The following is a 21,118-nucleotide window of genomic DNA, read 5'->3' as shown; positions in this document are numbered from 1 at the left end:
CTTGTTGTCATCTGTTAATAATCTGCCGCAAAAGTACTGCCGCCGCATTACGTACTTTTTACGGGAGATTGAAGAACGGGTGACAAAAAGGTTACGATTCGGTTACAGGGAAGGTGGGGACAGCATTTCCCGGCTTCTCCTGCAACCGATGTCTTCAAGCCGGATGTTTGATTATTCCTGTAATTTAAGGCATGCGACGAATCCCCCTTCCGGTAGCCACTCTGTTTCCAGCTTGTCGGACTTGCCTACTCGACTGCAGAGCGCGCGTATCCGAGTGGCTTCTTTCCCGTCTGTAAACAAGTTCATTTGATAATTGCCATCTTGCAGGAAATCTAAAGCGACAGTGAGTTTCTTATGGGAAGTTGTTCCGTTGATTCCTGCCAAATACCATGTTGTCCCTTTCCTGCGTGCCAGTACAACATATTCTCCCGGATACCCTTCAATAAACCGGGTATCATCCCATGCCGCCGGCACATTGCTCATAAATGACTTGACTTCATCAGGTAATTGGTAGAAGCCTTCCGGCCTGTCTGCCCAGTGCTGTATGCCGGATTCGAGAATGACAGATAGAGCCAGCTCATGAGCATATGTAGTACGGTGAGGATGTTGTGAATCAGTGAAAGCTACAGGAGTATAGTCCATGGGACCCACTACGTTTCTGGTGAAGGGATAAGTACAGTTCAGGCGTGATGCGGCTGTTGTCATATAAGGACTGTTGTTATACTGTTCTGCTCCGTATACTGCCTCCATTGACATCAGATGCGGATAGGTGCGACTCCATCCTCTGGGTAAGGTGCAACCATGGAAGTTGACCATCAGTTTATGTTTTGCCGCATCTTCCAGAATGTCTAAGTAGTAATTGACCATATGTTGCTTGTCACTTTCGAAGAAATCGACCTTAATACCGGCAAATCCCATTTCTTTGAGTTTTCTAAATTCTCTATTCCTATTTTCTTTAGTTATCAATCGGTCTCTTGGAGTACTCGACACGCGATTGTGTGTTCCTCCGGAATTGTACCAGATGAGAGGTTTGACACCTTTGGAGACTGCGTAATCTGCCGCATCTTCAAGGGTGCCTCCATTTTGCATCTGATCCCATTCCCAGTCGAACAGAACATATTCCCAATGCATTGAAGCAGCCAAGTCAACATACTCACAACATTTTCTGTAATCTTTTGTCCCGTGGTTGTACGCCCAATATATCCATGATGCTGATCCCGGTAGAATCCAGTCTGTTTCTGTTAGAAAACAGGGGGTACTTACATCTTCTACTAAAGTTGATTCAACAATATTCTTTAGTTCTCCTAAAATGATAACTCTCCAGGGAGAGAACCATGGGGTTTGGGTTGCCGGATGTATGGAGCCTACTCCATTCCCTTCTTCCCTGTGTGGATAGGCTATTTGATAGAACTCGCTATGAGCGGTATTCGTCAAATGTGTGGCACAATAATTCCGGTCGATATTAGCTTCTGTCAGCAGTGCCCAGCATCCGTTGTGGCGAATTAATGCAGGGTATCCCCACTCTCCTTGTGAGACATTTCCTTTTTCGTGCGGGAAATCTCCTTCATAGTGCGGAACGTATTTCTGCATCCATCGGTCGCTTTCCCGGTGAATGCGATAAGTGGTGAATTCATTTATGAAAAGAAGAGAATCGGATTGATTTTCAGATAAAGCATAACGGAAACAGACTCCATCATTATACACTCTGAATTCAATATCCAGTTTCTGCTTTTGTGAATTCTCCAGATACATTGTGAATGCATTTCCAATGTTACTGCAAGAGCTCCTCTTCCCATGGATGGCGGAGTATTGCTCTCGGACTGCAGCTTCTTCTGAGAATCCCAGACATTTCATACTGCCATAGAATGTTTGTTTTTGCTCTTGTACGCCAAATCTGATTTCGGGGATGATTGTTCTTCCCTGATATTGGACTGTTGCCATTATATGTTCCTGCTCCTGATTTATCACTAACCGTATGTTTCTGTCCGGAGAGTATAAAGATTGCAGGCACTTGGCGGGAAGAGGCATATTACTTGCCAAAAGTAATAATAATGAAATGAATAGTTTCTTGAACATAGCTTTTGAGAGTTTGAAGCGCTGAAAATTGATATGTTTCTTGTATATGTATTTAGAACTTTACCGGAATGATTCTCATAAATCATTCTCGGTAAAGTTCGATACCTATTGAAAACCTTGTTCTATTTTAATCTGTATTATTCACTCAAATCCTCTCCCCAGAATGTTATTTGCTGGAAGTGGACCGTATGTTTGCCACTGAATGTTTCTGATGTTTTCCACCTGATATATCTTACAGACGGAGTGTCTTCCGGAAACATGAACAATTCTCCTGCTTTTGCATATTCAATGTCTTCTGTTGTCAATGTCTTGTCAAATACACCCGATGGCTTGATGCTTTCACAATCCATTAATTTTATCCATCCGTCCCAACTACCATCGGCAGGAGGAGTATCAGCTCGTCCGTAGAGTTCCCACTTTCTGGGATTGTCTCCTTTCTCGTATAAATAGGCTTCCTGCAAGCGTTGCCAATATCTATAACGATCTGGTTTTGTCAGCACTCCCAAATCAAAAGTGAACCATTGTGGCCATCCTTCTGCATCACTGCTGTGGCACATGCTATTTGCCTCCCAATTCGTATTCCCGTTCCAGATTCTGGACAGAGAAAATCCCCAATAATTCATTCTTGCGTCCGTAGGTAATATTACCTCTTTAAAATTGTTTTTATTGAGTTGTATTACAAAATCGTTCGGGGCTTCTTTTTCTGAAGGTGTGGAATAAAATACATCTATGGCATTTTCTACGGGGATGTACTCTGTTTTCCAAGTTATAGTACTTCCCGGGATGCATCCTTTTAGTAAAGTGCTGTTTTCATTTATAGGTACAGAAATTGTTTTTTGTCCTTCATCTGTAGTGTAAGTAACCTCACTTTTTATGGCTCCTTCTTCGTTGAGTGGTCTCCAGGTTATCATGAATCCTTCTCGTTTATATGCTTCAATTTGAACGATACTTCTATTCATCAAAGACTGCTCATAGAAATCTCCATATACATATCCCTGAGTCGTTGTAGGTAAAGATCTGTTTCCTGTTGCATCCATGGTTGTAAAGGTAAAATCGTATTGCCCTTCCAATAAGTCGTCTAGGATAATCGAAAAAACTTCCAACTGTTCTTCCCGTTGAACAGGAACTTCTTTGGAACCGGTTGTTCCGTCCGGGGCTTTCCACTCAATCAAACATTGGCTTTGAGTAACTCCATAATATAGAGTTCCATTCAACTGAATGCGGTTTTTACCGGGATTAGCATAAGGAGAAACCAATTTGCCTACATAAACAGTTTCTCCCTCATCCAGATACCCCTGTATATTATCCAGCATGCCGTCACATGACGCAAATAGTATCGTGACGATAAGAAAGTATATAGTATTCAATATTTTCATTGTTTCTTATGGTTTAAATTTCTATTTTATTCAATAACCATCTTCTTGTCCGTAGAATGTTACTTCCTGGAGGTGTATGAATTGGGCACCGGTAAATGTTTCGAGTCCTTTCCAGCGGATATAACGGACAGCCGGTGTACTCGGTGGAAACTCGAACTCTTCTCCGGCAGCAGCATAAGCCTTGTCCTCTGAAGATATTTGGCCGGGAGGTAGTCCGGATGGTTTAAGACTTTCGCATTCCATGAGTTTAATCCATCCATCCCAACTCCCATCTGCAGGGGGAGTATCACTTCTTCCATAAAGTTCCCATTTTTTTAGATTCCCATGTTGGTATAAGTAATCATCTTGTAATCTTTGCCAATATTTATAGCGGCTTAACTTGGCTACTACTCCCAAGTCAAATGTAAAACTCTGTGGCCATCCCTCGCTTTCAGAAGAGTGGCACATGTCGTTTGCGCCATATGCATAATTGCCATTCCAAATTCTACTTATGCTGAATCCCCAGTATGCCATAGATGCATCGTTCGGCAGTAAAACTTCTGCAAATTTACCTTTGTCCAACTCTACTTCGTACCAGGGGGTTACAGTGGTATACACCGGCTCTGTTTTGTTTTCCCAAGGATCTCTTATTGTAACTCCAAATTCACGGGGACTATTCTCAAACCCGCGTACCGCAAAAACGATGTCCGGTTTTGATGTATATTCTGTGTGGGTAATATACCATTCGCCCTTTTCATCTTTTGTATATACATCGATAATCAGATTGTTCTTGTCTTCGTTCTTAATGGAAACTCCGATACCTCCAAATGTGACGTACATGTCCATTGAATCGTATGCTTTTAAATAGGTTGGTCTTCCCGGCGTTACTTTAATAGTAGATGATTCTCCTTCATTCTCCATACGATCGACGGCAGAAAGTGTGATGCTTTTCTCTGAAACATTTCCAAAGCCCTCCAGAGTTATTGTGCTTGAGTAAGCGGATATCCTCTCTTCCATTTCTTTTCCGGAATCAAGTTGATATTTTGCTTTGATGTAAAGTAAGTCTTCATCTGAAGGATTTTTGACTTGTAGAATAACACCACCCGGTATGGGGGTATAATCAACTACTTCAACAATGCCGGGAGCTTTTCCATCATTGCTCCCATAGGGTTTGTTTATAATCTCCTCACTGCAACTGGTCAACAGCAGTATAAGGAGAAGGAGGCAATATTTTGTTTTCATATATTTTGATTTTGAAGTTACCATCCTGGATTCTGGATTAAGTTTGTATTAACGATCAAAGATTGCTCCTTGATGGGCCATAAATAATCTCTTTGGTAGAATTTCTGATTGTAGATGTATCTTATCCTGTAGAAGTCTTCAGTGGTAGATTCACCTACATTCCATCCTCTGACGGGCTTGTTAAACTCCTTTGACGCTAATTTCCAACGTCGGATATCGTAATAACGCTGTCCCTCCAAAGCAAGTTCCACTTGTCGTTCTCTGCGAATGATTTCTCGCAATCCTGCTTTTGTTGTTGCTTTTTCGGGATTGATTGAATAAGCTTTCCAAGCTTCACGAACATCACCGATATCTATTGGCTCTTTATCGCTTTTCTTGAGGCCGGAACGTTCACGGATTACTCTCAGACAATCGTATATTTCTTCCGGGATATCACTGTCACCGCTAACTGATTCGAGTAGAGCTTCGGCATACATCAAATACAGGTCTGCCAGACGAACGATGGGGAAGGGATATTCGTTGATTACAACATTATTGGAGATGATATTTCCATAATAAATGAGTTTCTTGGCGTAATAGCCTGTAATTGAGTATTGCGTAGTCAGCTTTTGACCCGAAAATTCTCCTTGTTTTCCCTCCACATAATTGCGGGTAGAAGCATCATCCGGTATGGTCCATCCTTGTCCATACCAAGTGGAGCCATCAAAGCCTAATGCGCCATAGAAGCGTGCTTCTCGCCTTAAATGCAATAGGGGGGCATCAAAGTCCACTTTCATATAATACTTGTCATTTTCTGTTGTCTTTTCAAATGCAGTAAAACGGTCATCATACCACCCGTTTTCGTTCCATTCTTTGTCTTCTTCCATTGGTACTCCTCGGCGGGTATAAAACATTTCAGCTATCTCCATGGTGGGAGCATAAATGGATTTGCAGTTATATTGGTTTGTTCCATCGGAGGCTCCTTTGGTTCCGGGATTTAATCTGGGTTGACTTACATTTTGTAAATCTCCCGTGTATTGTGTTCCACATCCCCATACTAACTCGACATTAAAGCGTTCTGTAAGAGCCTGACGTGAATTCATCATATAGGCAATGGAGTCATTTGTAACGGCAAGCTTTCCATCTCTTTTGAAGTCATATAATTGGCGCCTTTGGTCATTTATTGCTGATTCAAGTGCCATTTTGCACGCTTCTGCAGCTCTTGTCCATTTGGATTGATCATAGTTCTGATTGAAGAACGGTTCTTTATCATGATCCAGGAAGTTTGCATAGTCTGTATTCCCGTTAAACAGAGGACTTGCTGCCAATAATAGAACTTTTGCTTTAATGGATAAAGCTGCTGCTTGCGTCAGTCTTCCGTCTTCAATAGCCGATTTCGATATGTACTTAGGCAGATTTGTATAAGAATTGTCGATCAAATCGACTACATAGTTAACTACTTCGTCTACCTTTGCCCGTTTAATTCTCACTTCTTCCGGTGAGGCTGAAACGGGGAGATTCTTATCAACGATAGGTATCGGACCGTATAATTGGAACAAGTGGTAGTTATAAAAGGCTTTTAAAACTGTTACTTCAGACAACCAGCGTTTCCTTTCCATAATGTCCAAACCGGCCACTCTGGATTCGTCAGATACATATTCAAGAAAGATATTGCAGTCCCTAATGGCCTTAAACATTGATTTGGCTCCATTGCCGCCATCCCAATAATTTGTTAATGGATCTTGAGTATTTTGTAGCCCGTTGGCTATTCCAAAAGCCCATTCATTATCATTGTACTGGTCTCTCAATGTATAGTACCATATATCATTTCCGGAAGTTAATCCGGGATTATCACGCTGGGCACCGAAAAGAGGTATATATGAATAGCAGGTAGTCAGGTATCGTTCTGCACTTGTCCTGTTATTGAACATCATTTCAAGGTCGGCTACACCATCAGGCACTACATTAAGATAATCAGAACAGCTTGTTATTATCAATAAAAGAACAAGCCTGCTTATATATTTTATTTTCTTCATATTCTCTGTTTTAGAAATTTAATGTTAATCCCATATTATACACTCGTTGAATAGGATATCCTAAACCATTACTGCCCATTTCCGGATCCCACAATTTGAATTTACTGAATGTTAATAAATTTGTTCCACTTACATAAATACGCATTCCTTCGATCCTTATTTTTTTTAGTAATCTGGTTGGGAGAGAATATCCAAGTTCTATTGATTTCAATCTCAAAAATGAACCATCATTCATCCACCAAGTACTGCTTTTGTAATTGTTATCCATTGCTCTATTGGCTAATCGGGGCCAAAAGGCATAGGAATTTCTGTTACCTTCGGACCAATGATTGTCTGCGATAACCTTTAGCATGGCATTTTCGGAACGAACAGCATCATTACCGTCAGTGTCAATGAATGGGGAAATAGCATTCGGATCTATCCAAAATGAAACTCTGCTATTGCCTTGGAAAAACACAGAAAAATCAAAGTTCTTATAACCAGTTGACAATCCAAAGCCAAAAGTAACCTCAGGCGTAGTAGGATAGCCGATAGGTACCATATCAGCCTCGGTTATTTTCCCGTCTTTATTTATATCTTTATATTTGATATCACCTGCTTCATAGAACCCTAAACCGGATTGATCCGGTGAATTTATGATATCTCCTTCATCTATAAATAAGCGTTCAGCAATGTACCCCCATCTTTGATTTAGACTTTGTCCAACCCTTGATCTCCAAGGAGTCTTTTGCAGATTGTAATCAGGCTCTTCGACTTTTTCAAATTTGCTGATGGCATATGTGAAATTGGCGCGTCCAGTCATCCAAAAGTCAGATTGTGAAATAAAAGAGTAGTCTACTGATAAGTCTATTCCTTTAGAACTTGCTTCACCTACATTAGCTTTTACGGGGGCTGAGAGTCCCATAGTTGATGGAATGTAAGAGCGCTCCATCAATATATCCTTTCTGTTTTCTTTGAATAAATCGAGTTGAATTTCAAGGCTGTTAAATAGTCCAAGTTCTATACCGAAGTTCATTTTCTTTGCAGTTTCCCAAGTGATCAAATTATTGGCATAACGGGTCACCGTTATTCCGTTGGGTCTGAAATCATAATTGTTGCCAAATTGTTGCTGCTTACCGCCATCATTGGTATTTACATTAGATAGATAGAAAAAACGATCGTTTTCGTCGCCAATTGCATCATTACCCACTAAACCATAGGTATATTTGAATTTTAGTTTGCTGATGTATTTGGTTAATGGCTCGAAGAACTTCTCATTCGAAATGATATATCCTGCACCAATAGAAGGGAAAAAGCCAAAACGTTCATTTTTAGAAAAACGTTCAGAGCCATTGTATCCAAAATTGAATTCCCCAAAATACTTTTTTGCATAAGAGTAAGTGAAGCGTCCTGATAAGCCTTGATTACGGTAAGGCAATGATTTTTGTAAGTCACCAGCATTAGATACTCTTTTTTCCTGCCGTGTGTATACTAACATTCCACTAATCCCATGTTCGTCAAAATCACGATTATATGTCATAGATAGCTCCATATAGTTTGTGGTCTGTACATCTTTTCCTCCCGGTTCATAACTTAAATTTTCTTCACCACTTGTCTCATTGAGCGGATGTAGGCTGTATTCATTGGTTTGATTATTATATGAGCCAACCTGATAGTAGAATGGTTTATACTGTCTCACAACATCATTATATGAATAGCGTGTTGTACTAATTAATCCTCTGGCAGATAATCCTTTGGTTATTATATCTAACTTCTGTTTTACTTCTCCCTGCGCCAGAATAAGGCTACGATTAGACTCTTTATAACCTCTTACCATGTCTGCGAATGGGTTTAGATAGGTACCGTCCTCATAGTTTCCAAACAGAATATGGGTTGAATTTGCATATTCTCCTGTTTTGGGATAATACTTGGGAAATAATACAGGATTGGTTCGCATTACTTTTTTGAATAATGCATCTCCTCCATCCACAGGACCTCTGTAATCATCGAAACTACCTTGAAAGCGGATTGATGCTTCAGTGGTGGGTGTAAGATTAATATTGATATTTGAACGCACGTTAAATTTCTGCAAATCAATTCCGGAGTTGAAATTGTTTTGATTATCCATTTTTATTACGCCATTGTCTTTTGTATACGAAGCGGCAATGTAATATTTAGCAACTTTTCCTCCACCACTGATGTTGAAATTCACGCGTTGATTCATGACTTGTGATTTAAAAAGTTCATCATACCAGTCAATGGCCGGATAGGCGTATGGATTAGTACCTGCTATTGTTTTATCTATTTTTTCTTGAGAATAAGGAGTTATTCCGAGTGGGTTACGGGTCGTTACGGCTTCGTTTCCTAAACGCATATAAGTGATAGGATCAGCCAATTCTACCATTTTAGTAGGAGTAGATATCGAATTTTCTAAGCGGATGGAAACTTTGGCTGGTCCTTCTTTTCCTTCTTTGGTTGTTACCATAATGACTCCGTTTGCTCCACGGGCTCCATAGAGGGCGGTGGATGTTGCATCTTTCATAATGGAGAAGCTTGCAATATCGTCTACATTTAATCGGGCGAGGTCATCGGCACTAAGTTCTATATTGTCAATTAGAATCAATGGATCTTTTTTATAGCCGAATGTGGTTACACCGCGTATGAAGAATTGTGCATTATCTTTGCCTGGTTCTCCACTTGTCTGATAGGCAATCATACCAGCCATACGTCCTGCTAAAGCAGTGGTAAGGTTACTGCTTGGAGCTTTCAACTCACTGGGCTTTACTGTAGTGATCGAACTGATAACGCTTTCTTTTTTCTGTTTAGCGAAAGCAACGACGGTCACTTCCTCCAACTCATCTCTTAGCTCTTTTAATATTATGTGAATCGTTTTTCTGTTACTCACTTTGATTTCTTGCTTCTCCATTCCTATATAAGAAACGACTAGGGTGGCATCGGATGCTGCATCGATAGTGAAATTACCATCTATATCAGTAATGACTCCTTTAGTGGTTCCTTTTATAGTGATTGTGGCACCAGGAAGAGGTTCGTTGAACTCAGACATAACAACGCCTTTAACTTGAATTGTTTGCTGGTTAATTTCGAAACTTATGTCTGTCTTTTCTGTTCTATTGACTAATGCATGACTTTCAATTACATAAGTAAAAAAGCACAGCATTAGTAGTAGTTTTCTTAATACATTTTTCATTAGCATTAAAGTGTTTAAGTACAAGAAGTCTATTTTTTGAAAAAATGTGATATCTTTGTACAGGTTTAAAGTTATACAATTGCTTACACATATTCCGCCAAGAATTGTGATTGTAGAATTAAAATCGAAAATAGGTGGATGTAAATTTTGCCTATTTTCCCGTTCTTTACTTTTTTTTATTATTCCATAGGCATTTTAATTAAAAATTAATGAATACGAGGTGATATATTTAATAAGAAAACATGCGATAACAACATGTTTTCTTATTAAATTAAAATCTTATTTTATCTATAATCCAGCTGGTATATAATATCTTTAATCATACAAATAAAACATACGTTCCATCAGTTTCCATTTTTCAGCAGAAGTGCTTCCCGGGATGCATTCCTGAAATCCGGATACATAATTCTCCCATTCTTCCTGCCGGGGCAAATGGGATAATTTCTCCATAGCAGTTTTCCAGTCAAAGTCGAGTGGAGTTTCTACAATCATGAATAACCGGGCCCCCAATATATAGATCTCCATCTCCAGAATACCTACTGAACGAATACCGGCTCTGATTTCCGGCCAGGCTTCAAGCTTACTGTGGAGCTTAATGTACTCCTCGATTAACTCTGGACTATCTTTCAAATCCATTGTCTGACAATATCTCTTTACCGGACAACGGTATTCTTTCACTCTATAACCTTTGATTGCCATATTTGAATTACCTTTAGATGGAACTTGACATTAAATTTGAAACAGTTCAGTCTGTCTCTTTTAATCTCGATACATATGAATACTGTTACAATTTCACACTTACCTTTTGCCCATTATAGATAATGGTTTTTTCTTTATTTGTATTCCCATTTAGGGCGTTCGATATCTTGATAATCCGTATATTACGTGTCGTATTCATACCGGGAAATTTCCCTTCTCTACGCGTTATTGTCAATTCATTCCGAGCATCATTCCAGATGAAACGGATATTTGAATATAGACCTTTCTCATAGTCATAATTGGTTCCGTCATCTTCATAAACAGTATATGTACCATCAGCACCGGCAAATACTTTTATAATCCAATCTGCCTCTGCTGCCGCTTGAGTCGTTTGGAATTTGCCGTCTGCAAAAGGCAATATTGTTCCTGCTTTTACAAATACCGGAATTTGTTCCAATGTAACAGGAACCTGTTTCCAACCTTTTTCGGCAATGAACTGTCCGGTCCAAAAATCATACCATCCGCCTTTGTTCTCTGGCAAATACACATCCCATGTTTTTTTGTTCTCTTCAACAACTGGTGCCACCAATAATGAAGATCCAAACATATATTCGTATTTCTGAGAAATTGCAAGTGTATCGCTGGCATAGTCCATCACTAAAGGACGCATCATCGTTCCACCCTTAAAGCTGATATTTGCTGCTTCTGAATAAATATACGGGAACAGGCTATAGCGCGTATTCAAAGATTTACGTGCCAAATCTGCCATCCTTGCGCCGTAGTTCCAAAATTCTGTATTGGACATATAGCCATGAACGCGCATCAATGGCAGAAAGACACTTGTTTGCAACCATCTTAAAAAACATTCATGATATTTCGGGTCAATATACTGATTATCTCCCGGACGAAAGAATCCTCCCGCATCATATGTCCACCACGGTAAACCTGACACAGTCATACCCAGACCTCCTACAATCTGCCGCCGGAAAGTTTCCCAATCATGGCCGACATCGCCTGACCATGTCGCTGTGCTATAACGCTGCATTCCAGGGAAGGCACTTCGCGTTAAAATCATCACACGTTTATTTGGAGCATCTCTTCTTGAACCTTCATACACAACTTTATTTACCAGAAGCGGATAAGTATTTCTGAAAAATTCGCCAGGCATGGTTCCATTCCATATCTTTCTTCCTACCAAATCATCATTTTCAGGCTCCGTTGCATCTTGCCACCAAGCATCGATTCCGTAAGGCTTCAATAAACGTTTACTGAAGTTCTCCCAATAACAAGCGGCTGCTTCCGGATTGAAAAAATCAACCCACGAAGTATTTGGTATGTAGTATCCTTTAGTGCTCATTATCTGTCCAACTTCCGATTTTGGATCTATTTTTGACCAGACAGAGAGCATCAGGCGAGCATCAATCGCATGTAAATCATCTACTAGTTTTTTGGGATCCGGATAATTTGTTTCATCAAATTGCATGGCATTCCATCCAAGTTTTCCCCAATATTGCCAATCCTGCACAATAAGATCCATCGGCAAACTATCTTTTCGGAATCTATTTGCAGTCTGTATAATCTCTTGTTGGCTATTAAACCGTTCGCGACAATGAATATATCCTAATGCCCACTTAGGCATCATTGGAACTTCTCCGGTTGTTTTGCGATAAGCTGCGATCACATCATCTGCATTTCCTGCAAAGAAAGTATAGTCAATACAATCTGCAGTGGGCGACCTAAATACAGTCTCGTCCTCAACTTCTTTGAAGTAAACAGTAGGTTGATCATCCTTTTCCAGCTCTGCTTCGATTTTATGGACACCCGCTTCCAATTCTATAATAGCAGAGGTTGTGGGAGGCAACCACACGTTGCTCATATCAAAAACGGTTTTATCGCCAATTCTCAGATGATGTTTTCTTGCCATGGGTTGACCTACGTCCAACATGATGGAATAGCGTCCTGCTGCAGGTATTGTTATAGATGAAGAAAAAATACTTCGGTTACGAACCTCTTTTTTTCTTCCTTCCGTTGAAGTGACATCCACCATAACTGCATCACCGCTTGTTCCCTTACGAACAAGGGTGACCCTGTTATCAGCCGGATTAAAATCTGTCAACCCATAGTTATTCCACAATATGCCATATCCCTTGTTTGACATTATAAAAGGTATGGATATCTGTGTATTCACTTGTGTAAGACGACGAGAAAGACCACGCACATTCAAGTATCCGTCCTGAAACTGTCCTAATCCAAAAAGCGCCTCATCTTTAGTAGAATGAAAGGCCTGCATAGCGCAGAACGTTTTCCTATTTTGTACTGAAGACGGAGAAAGCTCTCTCTCCTTTTCCATTAAAAGTACATCTCCCTTGGATGAAAAGAAAGTAATGTTTCCGGTTTGCATATCAACTTGTGCTCTAAGTTTTGATAAGCAAACAGACACCAAGCCCTTTTCTTCCTTTATTGTATATGCAGGAGTTTGGTTTTCTACATAAATCCATTCCGGCATAGTCATTGGCTGGCAAGCAAATTTCACTCTTATGGCATCATTTGTCAAAGGGTAAAGTTGGAGTTCACCATCTGCTGTAGTGAATACAACCCTATTTCTCTCTTGTCTAAAAGAAAGTATCGACTGAGCCCATCCTATAGCCAGACATAAATGGGAGAATAGTAAAAAGAGAAATATTCTTTTCTTCACTTGATATCCTTTATCTGTCATAACCTTATTGGATTAAAAAAATATAATAATTGAGGATGTGTCAAAATTGAAATCCTATTAATAACTTATCCATTAACCAGAAACTAATTGTATCCTGTGTTCTGTTTGAGGTTCTTATTAACATTCAAATCATTCTGTGGTATCGGGAAGTAACGGTTATGAGGTGCCCACGTGCGTTTCTCGAATTGATAATACATGTCTTCATCAACCGGAGAAGCAGCTGTTCCGCTTCCTCGATAATTCCGGGCATTGGGATCATCTGACAGTTTAACGCCTGTGAATGTATGGTTCAGTTCTTTTTCCGCAATGTCCCAACGTAGCACATCATAATAGCGCAAACCCTCAAAAGCCAGTTCTACACGTCTTTCTTTGCGGACAGCCTCACGGATGACTTCCTGCGACATATCTTCTATTTTTAGACCGGGCAATTTTACACGATCACGGATATCGTTTATCGTAAGATTAAGAATATCTTGATCCACGGCATTGGGTTGAGCTTCGTTCAAGGCTTCCAGATAACTTAGCAATACTTCTGCATAGCGCATGATCGGAGTATAGGTAGGAGTAGCTCCTAAGTTGTTAATAATGGAAGGATCACACCCTTTCTTGGGACAATAACCATTGAATAGGGTAAATTTGTTATAATAATCCGAGGTGTTGGCACCTTTGAAACAGTCGTAGGTCACGTCGTTATACTTAGTTCCCGGATAACTTCCCAACGGAGGTAAGAAGACAGAAGCATACAAGCGCAAATCACGGTTTGCGTAAGGGTCATTCTCATCATATACTTCAGATGACTTTACATCTTTCCCATCCGTGCAGAAATATTCCTTGACCAGTTCATTGTAAGGAGCAAATTGGTGCCAACCGCCGTAAGCCACCTCAGGATACAGATACTGATAGCGCGAGTTGGTGTACTGATCCTTTATCCCCATGATGCAGAATATGATTTCAGGACTATATTCTCCTCCTATTTGGAACAATTTTTCATAGCTATCTTCACCATTACGACGGTCTAACTCATAGACTCCGGAATCAATGACATTCCGCAAAACCGTAGCGGCATCCGACCATCTCTCCTGTGCCAGATAGAGACGGCTCAATAGTACTTGTGCAGCTCCTTTAGTGAAACGCCCGTATTCTTCTGACAAGTACTCAGTTGGCAATAAATTAATAGCAGCTTTCAAATCATTCTCCACTTGAGTATAAACGTCTGCTTGTGGAGTCTGTGAGATTGTATTGGCTTCCTCTACTGACAATGTTTTCAATGGCATTGGCACGTCCTTATAATAAAATGCAAGATTGAATAAGAAATAGGCACGCAGGCACTTCACTTCGGATGACCAGATTTCTTTTTTATCTCCGTCCATAGGACAATTCACAATATTTTCCAAGAAAACATTATACTTGGCTATTTGGGTATATGCATTCCCCCAATACCAACGCAGATTACTGTTGGTGGCCGCCGTGTTGGAACTTGCCATCAATGTGGAAAAGTTTTCTTTTTCTGTACCATTTCCTCCGGCAAAATCCAGATAAAGTAATCCTTGCGGGGTGGCAAAATCATCATGCGACCAGCCTGTCTGGAAACGATAACATCCCGTCAGTGCCAACATGGCATCTCCTTCGCCGGTCCAGAAATTACCATCTGAAATAGATGAAGGAGGTTCTTTATCTAATAAATCTGAACAACTTACCGTTCCCAATGATAAAGCCAAAGCGAGTAGACAGGCTTTTGTTATTTCTAATGTATGATAAATCTTTTTCATATTGTTCTTGATTGAATAGTTAACTTAGAACTTGAAATTAAATCCAAATGAATATATGCTATTGATAGGATAGTATGACGGAGCATCTCCCGTACCAATTTCATTTTCCGGGTCCCAACCTTTATAGAAGCTGTTGAAAGAGAACAGGTTCTGTCCACTCACATAGACGCGTACATTTTCCAGTCCGACTTTCTTTGTCCATGTTTTTGGGAAAGTGTATCCTATTTGCACATTCTTCACCCGCAGGAAACTGGCATTCCGAATCCAGTAATCGGAGGTCTGAAGATTTGTATTATTCATATTCAGTGTTTCCAGGCGCGGGTATTCTGCCCATTTATTGGGGTCCGCCTCTGTCCAGCAATTGTCTGCCTGCCATCTCTGTATTTGTCCGCCATTGTAAAATGCATAGGCCATATAGGAACCGATGAGGCGTTTGTGTCCTCCTAACCCTTGCAGTAAAGCGGAGAAATCGAATCCTTTATAAGAAGCTGATAGATTCAAACCGTAATAAAAATTAGGAGTGGTGCTTCCTAACACGGTGCGGTCATATTGTGCATCCACTTTGCCGTCGGGCACTCCCTCAGGGCCACTGATGTCTTTGTATTTCACATAACCCGGCTTTAGGTTTGATTTGCCGACCAATTGTTCGGGGGCAGCATCTATTTCAGCTTGGTCCACGAATAAGCCATCTGTTTCGTAACCATAAATAATCCCGATGGGCTGTCCTACAATGCGGTTGTTATTAATTTCTTCAGTAGCTCCATTTGCCAATTTCTCTACAGCATTCTTTACCCAAGTAAAATTAGGAGAAATGCTGAAGCGGAAGTCACGTCCTATCTGTCCGTTATAAGTCAGATTCACCTCAATACCCTTATTGGATACAGCACCGACGTTTGACTGTCCAACTCCACGTCCCATAATACTGGCTACTTCTACCGGTGCCAGAATGTCTGAGGTATATTTATAGAAATAATCTAAAGTACCGGTAAAGCGCCCGCCAAACAGGCTTAAATCCAATCCGATGTCCGTGATAGCTGTTTTTTCCCAGGTTATTTCAGGATTGTTATAAGTTCCTGCGGTAGCGCCGGGTTGCAGGGTGGCAGGATTGCCAAACGGATAATCTTGTCCAAGACCATAAGTTTGCTGGTATGGATAAACGCCGATATTTTGATTTCCTAATACTCCATAGGAAGCACGAACTTTCAGGTTATCAAAAATATTAGAGACTGAACTATTCTTCCAGAAGCTTTCTTCTGAGATTCTCCATCCGGCAGATACAGATGGGAAGATTCCCCAACGATGTCCGTCTGCAAAACGGGAAGAACCATCATAACGCAAATTGGCTTCTAACAGATAACGGTCTTTTAGTGAGTAATTGATACGTCCGAAGAAAGATAATAATGCATACTCTTCCAATGAACTGTTGTTGGTGGCTGTTGACTTGTCACCAGATCCTAATTCATACAGATAGTTATTAGGGAATGTATTTCTGTAGCCTTCTAACCCTCTATTGGCAGACTGTTCTACAGATGTACCTGCCAACAACTTAAAACTATGATCTTTTATTTGCTTTTCGTAAGTGGTCAATGCTTCGAAAGTAGTATATGTATTGTTGGCTGTCCAAACATTCAAAGAAGCCGGTCCCACGGTTTTGCTTTCATCGAAATAAGTATTGGCACGATAAGCTTTATCATACTTAGTCCAATAATTAACTCCTGCTTTTCCAATGAAAGAGAGCCCTTCAACCGGAGTGTCCCATTTCAACTGACCGGAAGCACTGATATTTCTATTAATGTTTTGTACAAAAGATTCACTTGCCAGCCATGCCTCCGGACTGTAATTGTCCTGGTATCCAAAGCTTCCGTCAGATTTCTGCCCTGCATAGACAGGGCCTTGTCGCACGGCATATCCTATCATTCCGTCGATACTTTGGGGCTCTCCGTTAGGAGCATTATATTTATTGTTATAGGCGTTGATATTCAGGTTGAGGGTAAGTCCTTTGGCTATTTCACTTTTCATCGTGAATAATGCTGTCATACGTTCGTTAGAAGTATTTGCCGTCATACCTTCCTGATTGCGGTATCCTATAGATAAGTTGTAGTTGGTTGTAGCATTGCCACCTTGTATGCTGATGTTATGCTGGTGCTGGAAACCTGAACCTGACTCCAACAACCATTTCAGATGATTTACATTCGGGTAAGCATCAGGGTCCGAACCGTCTTTGAATTTCTGTATCTGCTCGGGAAGGTAAGCATCTTGCTTATCCATATTGCGCATAGCCATATTGTAGTATTCTGCATACTCCCATGATGGCAGGAAATCCGGTAACTCTGTAGGACGTTGCCAACCGAAAGAATTACTGTATGAGATGGTAGTTTTTCCTTGTACTCCTTTTTTTGTTTCAACCAGAATAACACCATTGGCGGCACGATTACCGTAAATAGAGGCTGAGGCAGCATCTTTCAGGAAAGAAATACTCTGAATATCGCTGGGGTCTATATCATCTATATTTCCGGATAAGCCATCAATCAATACTAACGGGTCTGTTCCGGCATTTGAGAAGGTACCTGTACCACGTATTTTGACTGTCGCTCCTGTTCCCGGGCGACCGGAAGTTTGCAGAACACTTAATCCCGGTGCTAAACCTGCTAATGCTTGTGCAGTGCTCATCACAGGTTTACTGGCCAGATCCTTAGCCGATAGGGAGGATACAGCTCCTGTCAGGTTTACTTTCTTTTGGGTGCCATACCCCACAATGACAACTTCTTCCAATGTCTTCATGTCTTCTTCCATGATAATACGGAGTTGCTTATTCTCTTCTGCCTTTATATCCTGAGAGATATAGCCTACATAGCTAATATGGAGAATGTCGCCGGATTTAGCTGTTAAAGTAAACTTACCATCCAAATCGCTGACCGTTCCATTATTGGTGTTCTTAACCAATACACTGACTCCAATCAGAGGTTCTCCGGCAGAGTCGGTAACCAAACCTTTCACACTGCTTTGCACTTGTGCCCAAGTAGCATTGCTAAGATGGCAAACCAATAGAATCATTATGAATCTCATTGGCTGCATAAGTCCATACATTAATCTGTTTCTCATAATTATAATTGATTATTGGGTTATTTAAAGGTATAGCAAGAGCTTATCGACCTTTTAAAAAGCCGATAAATACTCTCTTATTTCTCATGATTTTATTTCTTTATTTTAAAGACGGGAGCTATATTATTAAGCTTCTTCTCCGGCAGACTAATGGAAAGCCCTTCCGTTGTGCGGTTAAACTGTACCGCCCCATATCCAAGTAACTCCACCTTTTTTATCTTTTGCGGAAATAGTTTGCTGTCGGCTGCAAGTGATTTGATGGTTACACTTCCATTTTCCGGCCAGGCCAAAACCGTAGCATATAAATCCTTCTTGGTTTGCGTGAAACGGATTTCCTGTGCCGTAGCTTTACTATACGCTCCTTCATTGAATCCTTGTGCATTGATTTTAATATCAGATTCTGCAATCGGACCTTCACCGAATACCTCCCAGGGGCGTGTATTGTAAATAGCTTCTTTATTCACATTCATCCACTCGCCGAATTCATTCAGTATCTTCTCTTCCTTTTCGTCGAAGGTGCCGTCGGCACGCAAGGGAACACTGAGAAGCATGTTGCCATTCTTACTTACAATATCAATCAATAATTTAGCAACGTCTGAGGCTGATTTATACCAGTTATTTTCATAAATAGATGTATTGTAATGCCAGCCGCCAATGCATGAACAAGATTGCCAGGGTTGATCCATAATCTCATTAGGTGCACCGCGCTCTACGTCCCAAACTAAGGCTTTACGCTGTTCACCATCCAGAATCTTACCAAATAGAACAGCTTCCAATTTGCCCTTGTGGGTTGCCATATTATGGTTGTAGAAGTGAGCTGCAATCTTTAAACCAGCATCACTGATGGGGTAAAAGGGAAGAGCGGTTACATCAAAGTAAATTAAATCGGGATTATAGCGGTTGATGGCATCTACGGTGCGGTCGTAGAAGTTTGTGCAAAATTCTTCGGTTGGCGTGGCTGCCCCGTTTCCCCAGGCCCATTGGCTATGAATCATGCCGTCTGCCCAGCTGCCTTTACTCATCGGATGATTTTGCGCATACAGGTCCTGTGGGTCATAGCCTTCCCACCATTTGCCTTTACCGTCAGCTTTTGTCAATGTTCCATCGTAAGGGACACCGGCTTTAGGTCCGTGTCTGTCGTAACGCTGGGAGGGTTCATACCAAGTCCAGGCATGGTCGGCATGGAAACTGATACCAAACGGGAGTTCGTATCTGCGTGCCGCCTTTTCCCATTCTGCCAGGATGTCGCGTTTCGGTCCCATATTCACCGAATTCCACGCTTGATATTTACTGTCCCAAAGGTCAAAATTATCATGATGATTGCCTAAAACGAAGAAATACTGTGCGCCTAATCCTTTATAATAGGCCACCAGCTTGTCGGGATCCCATTTTTCGGCTTTAAACAGCGGTATGATGTCTTTGAAACCCACTTCAGAGGGGTGTCCGTAGTGCTCTACGTGATACTTATATTCTGATGTTCCTTCCATGTACATGGAACGTGCCATCCAGTCGCCCGAGCCTTCTACGCATTGAGGTCCCCAATGCGCCCATATTCCGAATTTTGCATTCTTGAACCATTCGGGAACCTGGTAATTTCCCAAAGACTCCCATGTAGGCTGGAATTTACCTTTCATCATAGGCTCGTTCTTTTCTGATACCGGAACCTGATAGTTCTGGGCAGATAAGGTTCCTATTGAAAGAACTAAAGAGACTAATAAAGTTTTGGTTTTCATAGGTATTAATTTTGTTTCTATTGTACAATGCAAAGATATGTATTAATTAGTAGTTGCAATAGGATTAAAAAGTGTTTGTATTGGAAAATATCGATAATATGAATAGGATATATCTGATATGATAGGATAAAAACGATTTTTATATTGAGAATATCGATAATCGTTTTGAATGATAAAGAAATTCGCCTACCTTTATCGAGTTACTAAATACTATATACTATGGCTTCATTAGTTGATAAGTTACACCCTTTGGTGTTGAATGTTGGTTTAGCCGTGCATAATGCGGACTGGAACTGGAAAAACGTAAATAGCCCGTTCACGCGCCTGTACTATATAACAGAAGGTACTGCTCAAATACAATTATCGGGAGGCATACAGATTCTGAAACCAAATCATCTGTATTTTATTCCGGCTTTTATTATACATAGCTATATCTGTAACTCCTATTTCTGTCATTACTATCTGCACATTTATGAAGAACATCAGTCAGATTCCAATTTATTAGATGAGTGGGAGTTTCCGGTTGAGATACCTGCCGGAGATTTAGACCTTGCGTTGTTTCAACGCTTGTGTGCGATAAATCCTCATATGAGTTTGCCTAACCCAGACCCTTCGACTTATGATAATAATTCCACGTTGATGCAGAATCTTCTGAAGAACAAGCAGCGTGCGTTATGTGATAAGGTTGAATCACGTGGTATTGTGTATCAGTTACTGGCACATTTCTTAAAGCGTGCGCAAGTTAAAGTAGAGACAAAGGACGATCGTATAGAGAAAGCTATTCTTTATATACGCAAACACATTTATGAGGCCATAGATCTCGCAACTCTGTCTGAGAATTCATGTCTGTCAAAAGATCATTTTATCCGTTTATTTAAAAAGGAAACCGGTGTAACCCCTTCAAAATATATCAATCAGAAGAAAATAGAGAAAGCACAACTCATTCTGGTAACAGATGAGATGTCGGTGAAAAATGTGGCCTTTGCCCTTTCTTTCGATGACTATTCTTACTTTAACCGCTTATTTAAAAAGACAACCGGACTGACACCGCAGGAATACCGTAACTCTTATCATTGATAATCGGATATTTAGAACAGTTTTCTTGTCTGAACCATACCCGGTCCGTGTCTGGCCCGTACCTGGTCCGTATCAAGTCCAAGCGTATAGATACGGAGATGATACGGATCAGGTACGGTTCGGGTAATGAGAAGGGGAAAAAGAGAA

At 40.7% G+C, this 21,118-nt stretch carries 11 protein-coding genes; 1 reads left to right on the top strand and 10 read right to left on the bottom strand.

What is annotated here, in order from left to right; translation table 11 throughout:
- Positions 1-171: 171 nt before the first annotated feature.
- The 10 genes from BN161_RS17270 to BN161_RS17220 form a co-directional block, all read right to left on the bottom strand.
- Entirely contained in the window at positions 172-2,076 is a 1,905-nt protein-coding gene (locus BN161_RS17270; protein ID WP_044268595.1) for a glycoside hydrolase family 97 protein, read from the bottom strand.
- Between the two features lie 137 nt (positions 2,077-2,213).
- Positions 2,214-3,452, bottom strand: a complete 1,239-nt coding sequence (locus BN161_RS28160; protein WP_052356317.1) for a DUF4998 domain-containing protein — start codon at positions 3,450-3,452, stop codon at positions 2,214-2,216.
- Positions 3,453-3,482: 30 nt separating this feature from the next.
- The gene (locus tag BN161_RS17255) at positions 3,483-4,673 is read right to left on the bottom strand and encodes a DUF5000 domain-containing lipoprotein (protein ID WP_044268593.1); all 1,191 of its coding nucleotides are present in this window, start codon (positions 4,671-4,673) and stop codon (positions 3,483-3,485) included.
- Between the two features lie 17 nt (positions 4,674-4,690).
- The gene (locus BN161_RS17250) at positions 4,691-6,688 is read right to left on the bottom strand and encodes a RagB/SusD family nutrient uptake outer membrane protein (RefSeq protein WP_044268591.1); all 1,998 of its coding nucleotides are present in this window, start codon (positions 6,686-6,688) and stop codon (positions 4,691-4,693) included.
- 10 nt (positions 6,689-6,698) lie between these two features.
- On the bottom strand, positions 6,699-9,881 hold the full coding sequence (locus BN161_RS17245) for a SusC/RagA family TonB-linked outer membrane protein (RefSeq protein WP_044268588.1): 3,183 nt from the start codon (positions 9,879-9,881) through the stop codon (positions 6,699-6,701).
- A gap of 309 nt (positions 9,882-10,190) precedes the next feature.
- Complete coding sequence (locus BN161_RS17240) at positions 10,191-10,574, bottom strand: L-rhamnose mutarotase (protein WP_044268585.1); 384 nt, start codon at positions 10,572-10,574, stop codon at positions 10,191-10,193.
- Between the two features lie 85 nt (positions 10,575-10,659).
- Entirely contained in the window at positions 10,660-13,290 is a 2,631-nt protein-coding gene (locus BN161_RS17235) for a glycoside hydrolase family 31 protein (RefSeq protein ID WP_044268582.1), read from the bottom strand.
- 83 nt (positions 13,291-13,373) lie between these two features.
- Positions 13,374-15,059 carry a RagB/SusD family nutrient uptake outer membrane protein gene (locus BN161_RS17230; protein ID WP_044268579.1) on the bottom strand — a complete coding sequence of 562 codons (1,686 nt, stop codon included), beginning with the start codon at positions 15,057-15,059 and terminating at the stop codon, positions 13,374-13,376.
- A gap of 24 nt (positions 15,060-15,083) precedes the next feature.
- Positions 15,084-18,161, bottom strand: coding sequence for a SusC/RagA family TonB-linked outer membrane protein (locus BN161_RS17225; RefSeq protein WP_044268577.1), 3,078 nt, complete (start codon positions 18,159-18,161; stop codon positions 15,084-15,086).
- A gap of 92 nt (positions 18,162-18,253) precedes the next feature.
- Positions 18,254-19,894, bottom strand: coding sequence for an alpha-L-fucosidase (locus tag BN161_RS17220; RefSeq protein WP_044268574.1), 1,641 nt, complete (start codon positions 19,892-19,894; stop codon positions 18,254-18,256).
- Positions 19,895-20,113: 219 nt separating this feature from the next.
- Here BN161_RS17220 and BN161_RS17215 point away from each other — a divergent pair, with 219 nt between their 5' ends.
- Entirely contained in the window at positions 20,114-20,971 is an 858-nt protein-coding gene (locus BN161_RS17215; RefSeq protein ID WP_044268572.1) for an AraC family transcriptional regulator, read from the top strand.
- The last annotated feature ends 147 nt before the right edge of the window (positions 20,972-21,118 follow it).

Origin of the sequence: Bacteroides timonensis, from assembly GCF_000513195.1 — a bacterium.
Classification (GTDB): domain Bacteria; phylum Bacteroidota; class Bacteroidia; order Bacteroidales; family Bacteroidaceae; genus Bacteroides; species Bacteroides timonensis.
This window is presented reverse-complemented; position numbering and strand designations above follow the sequence as displayed.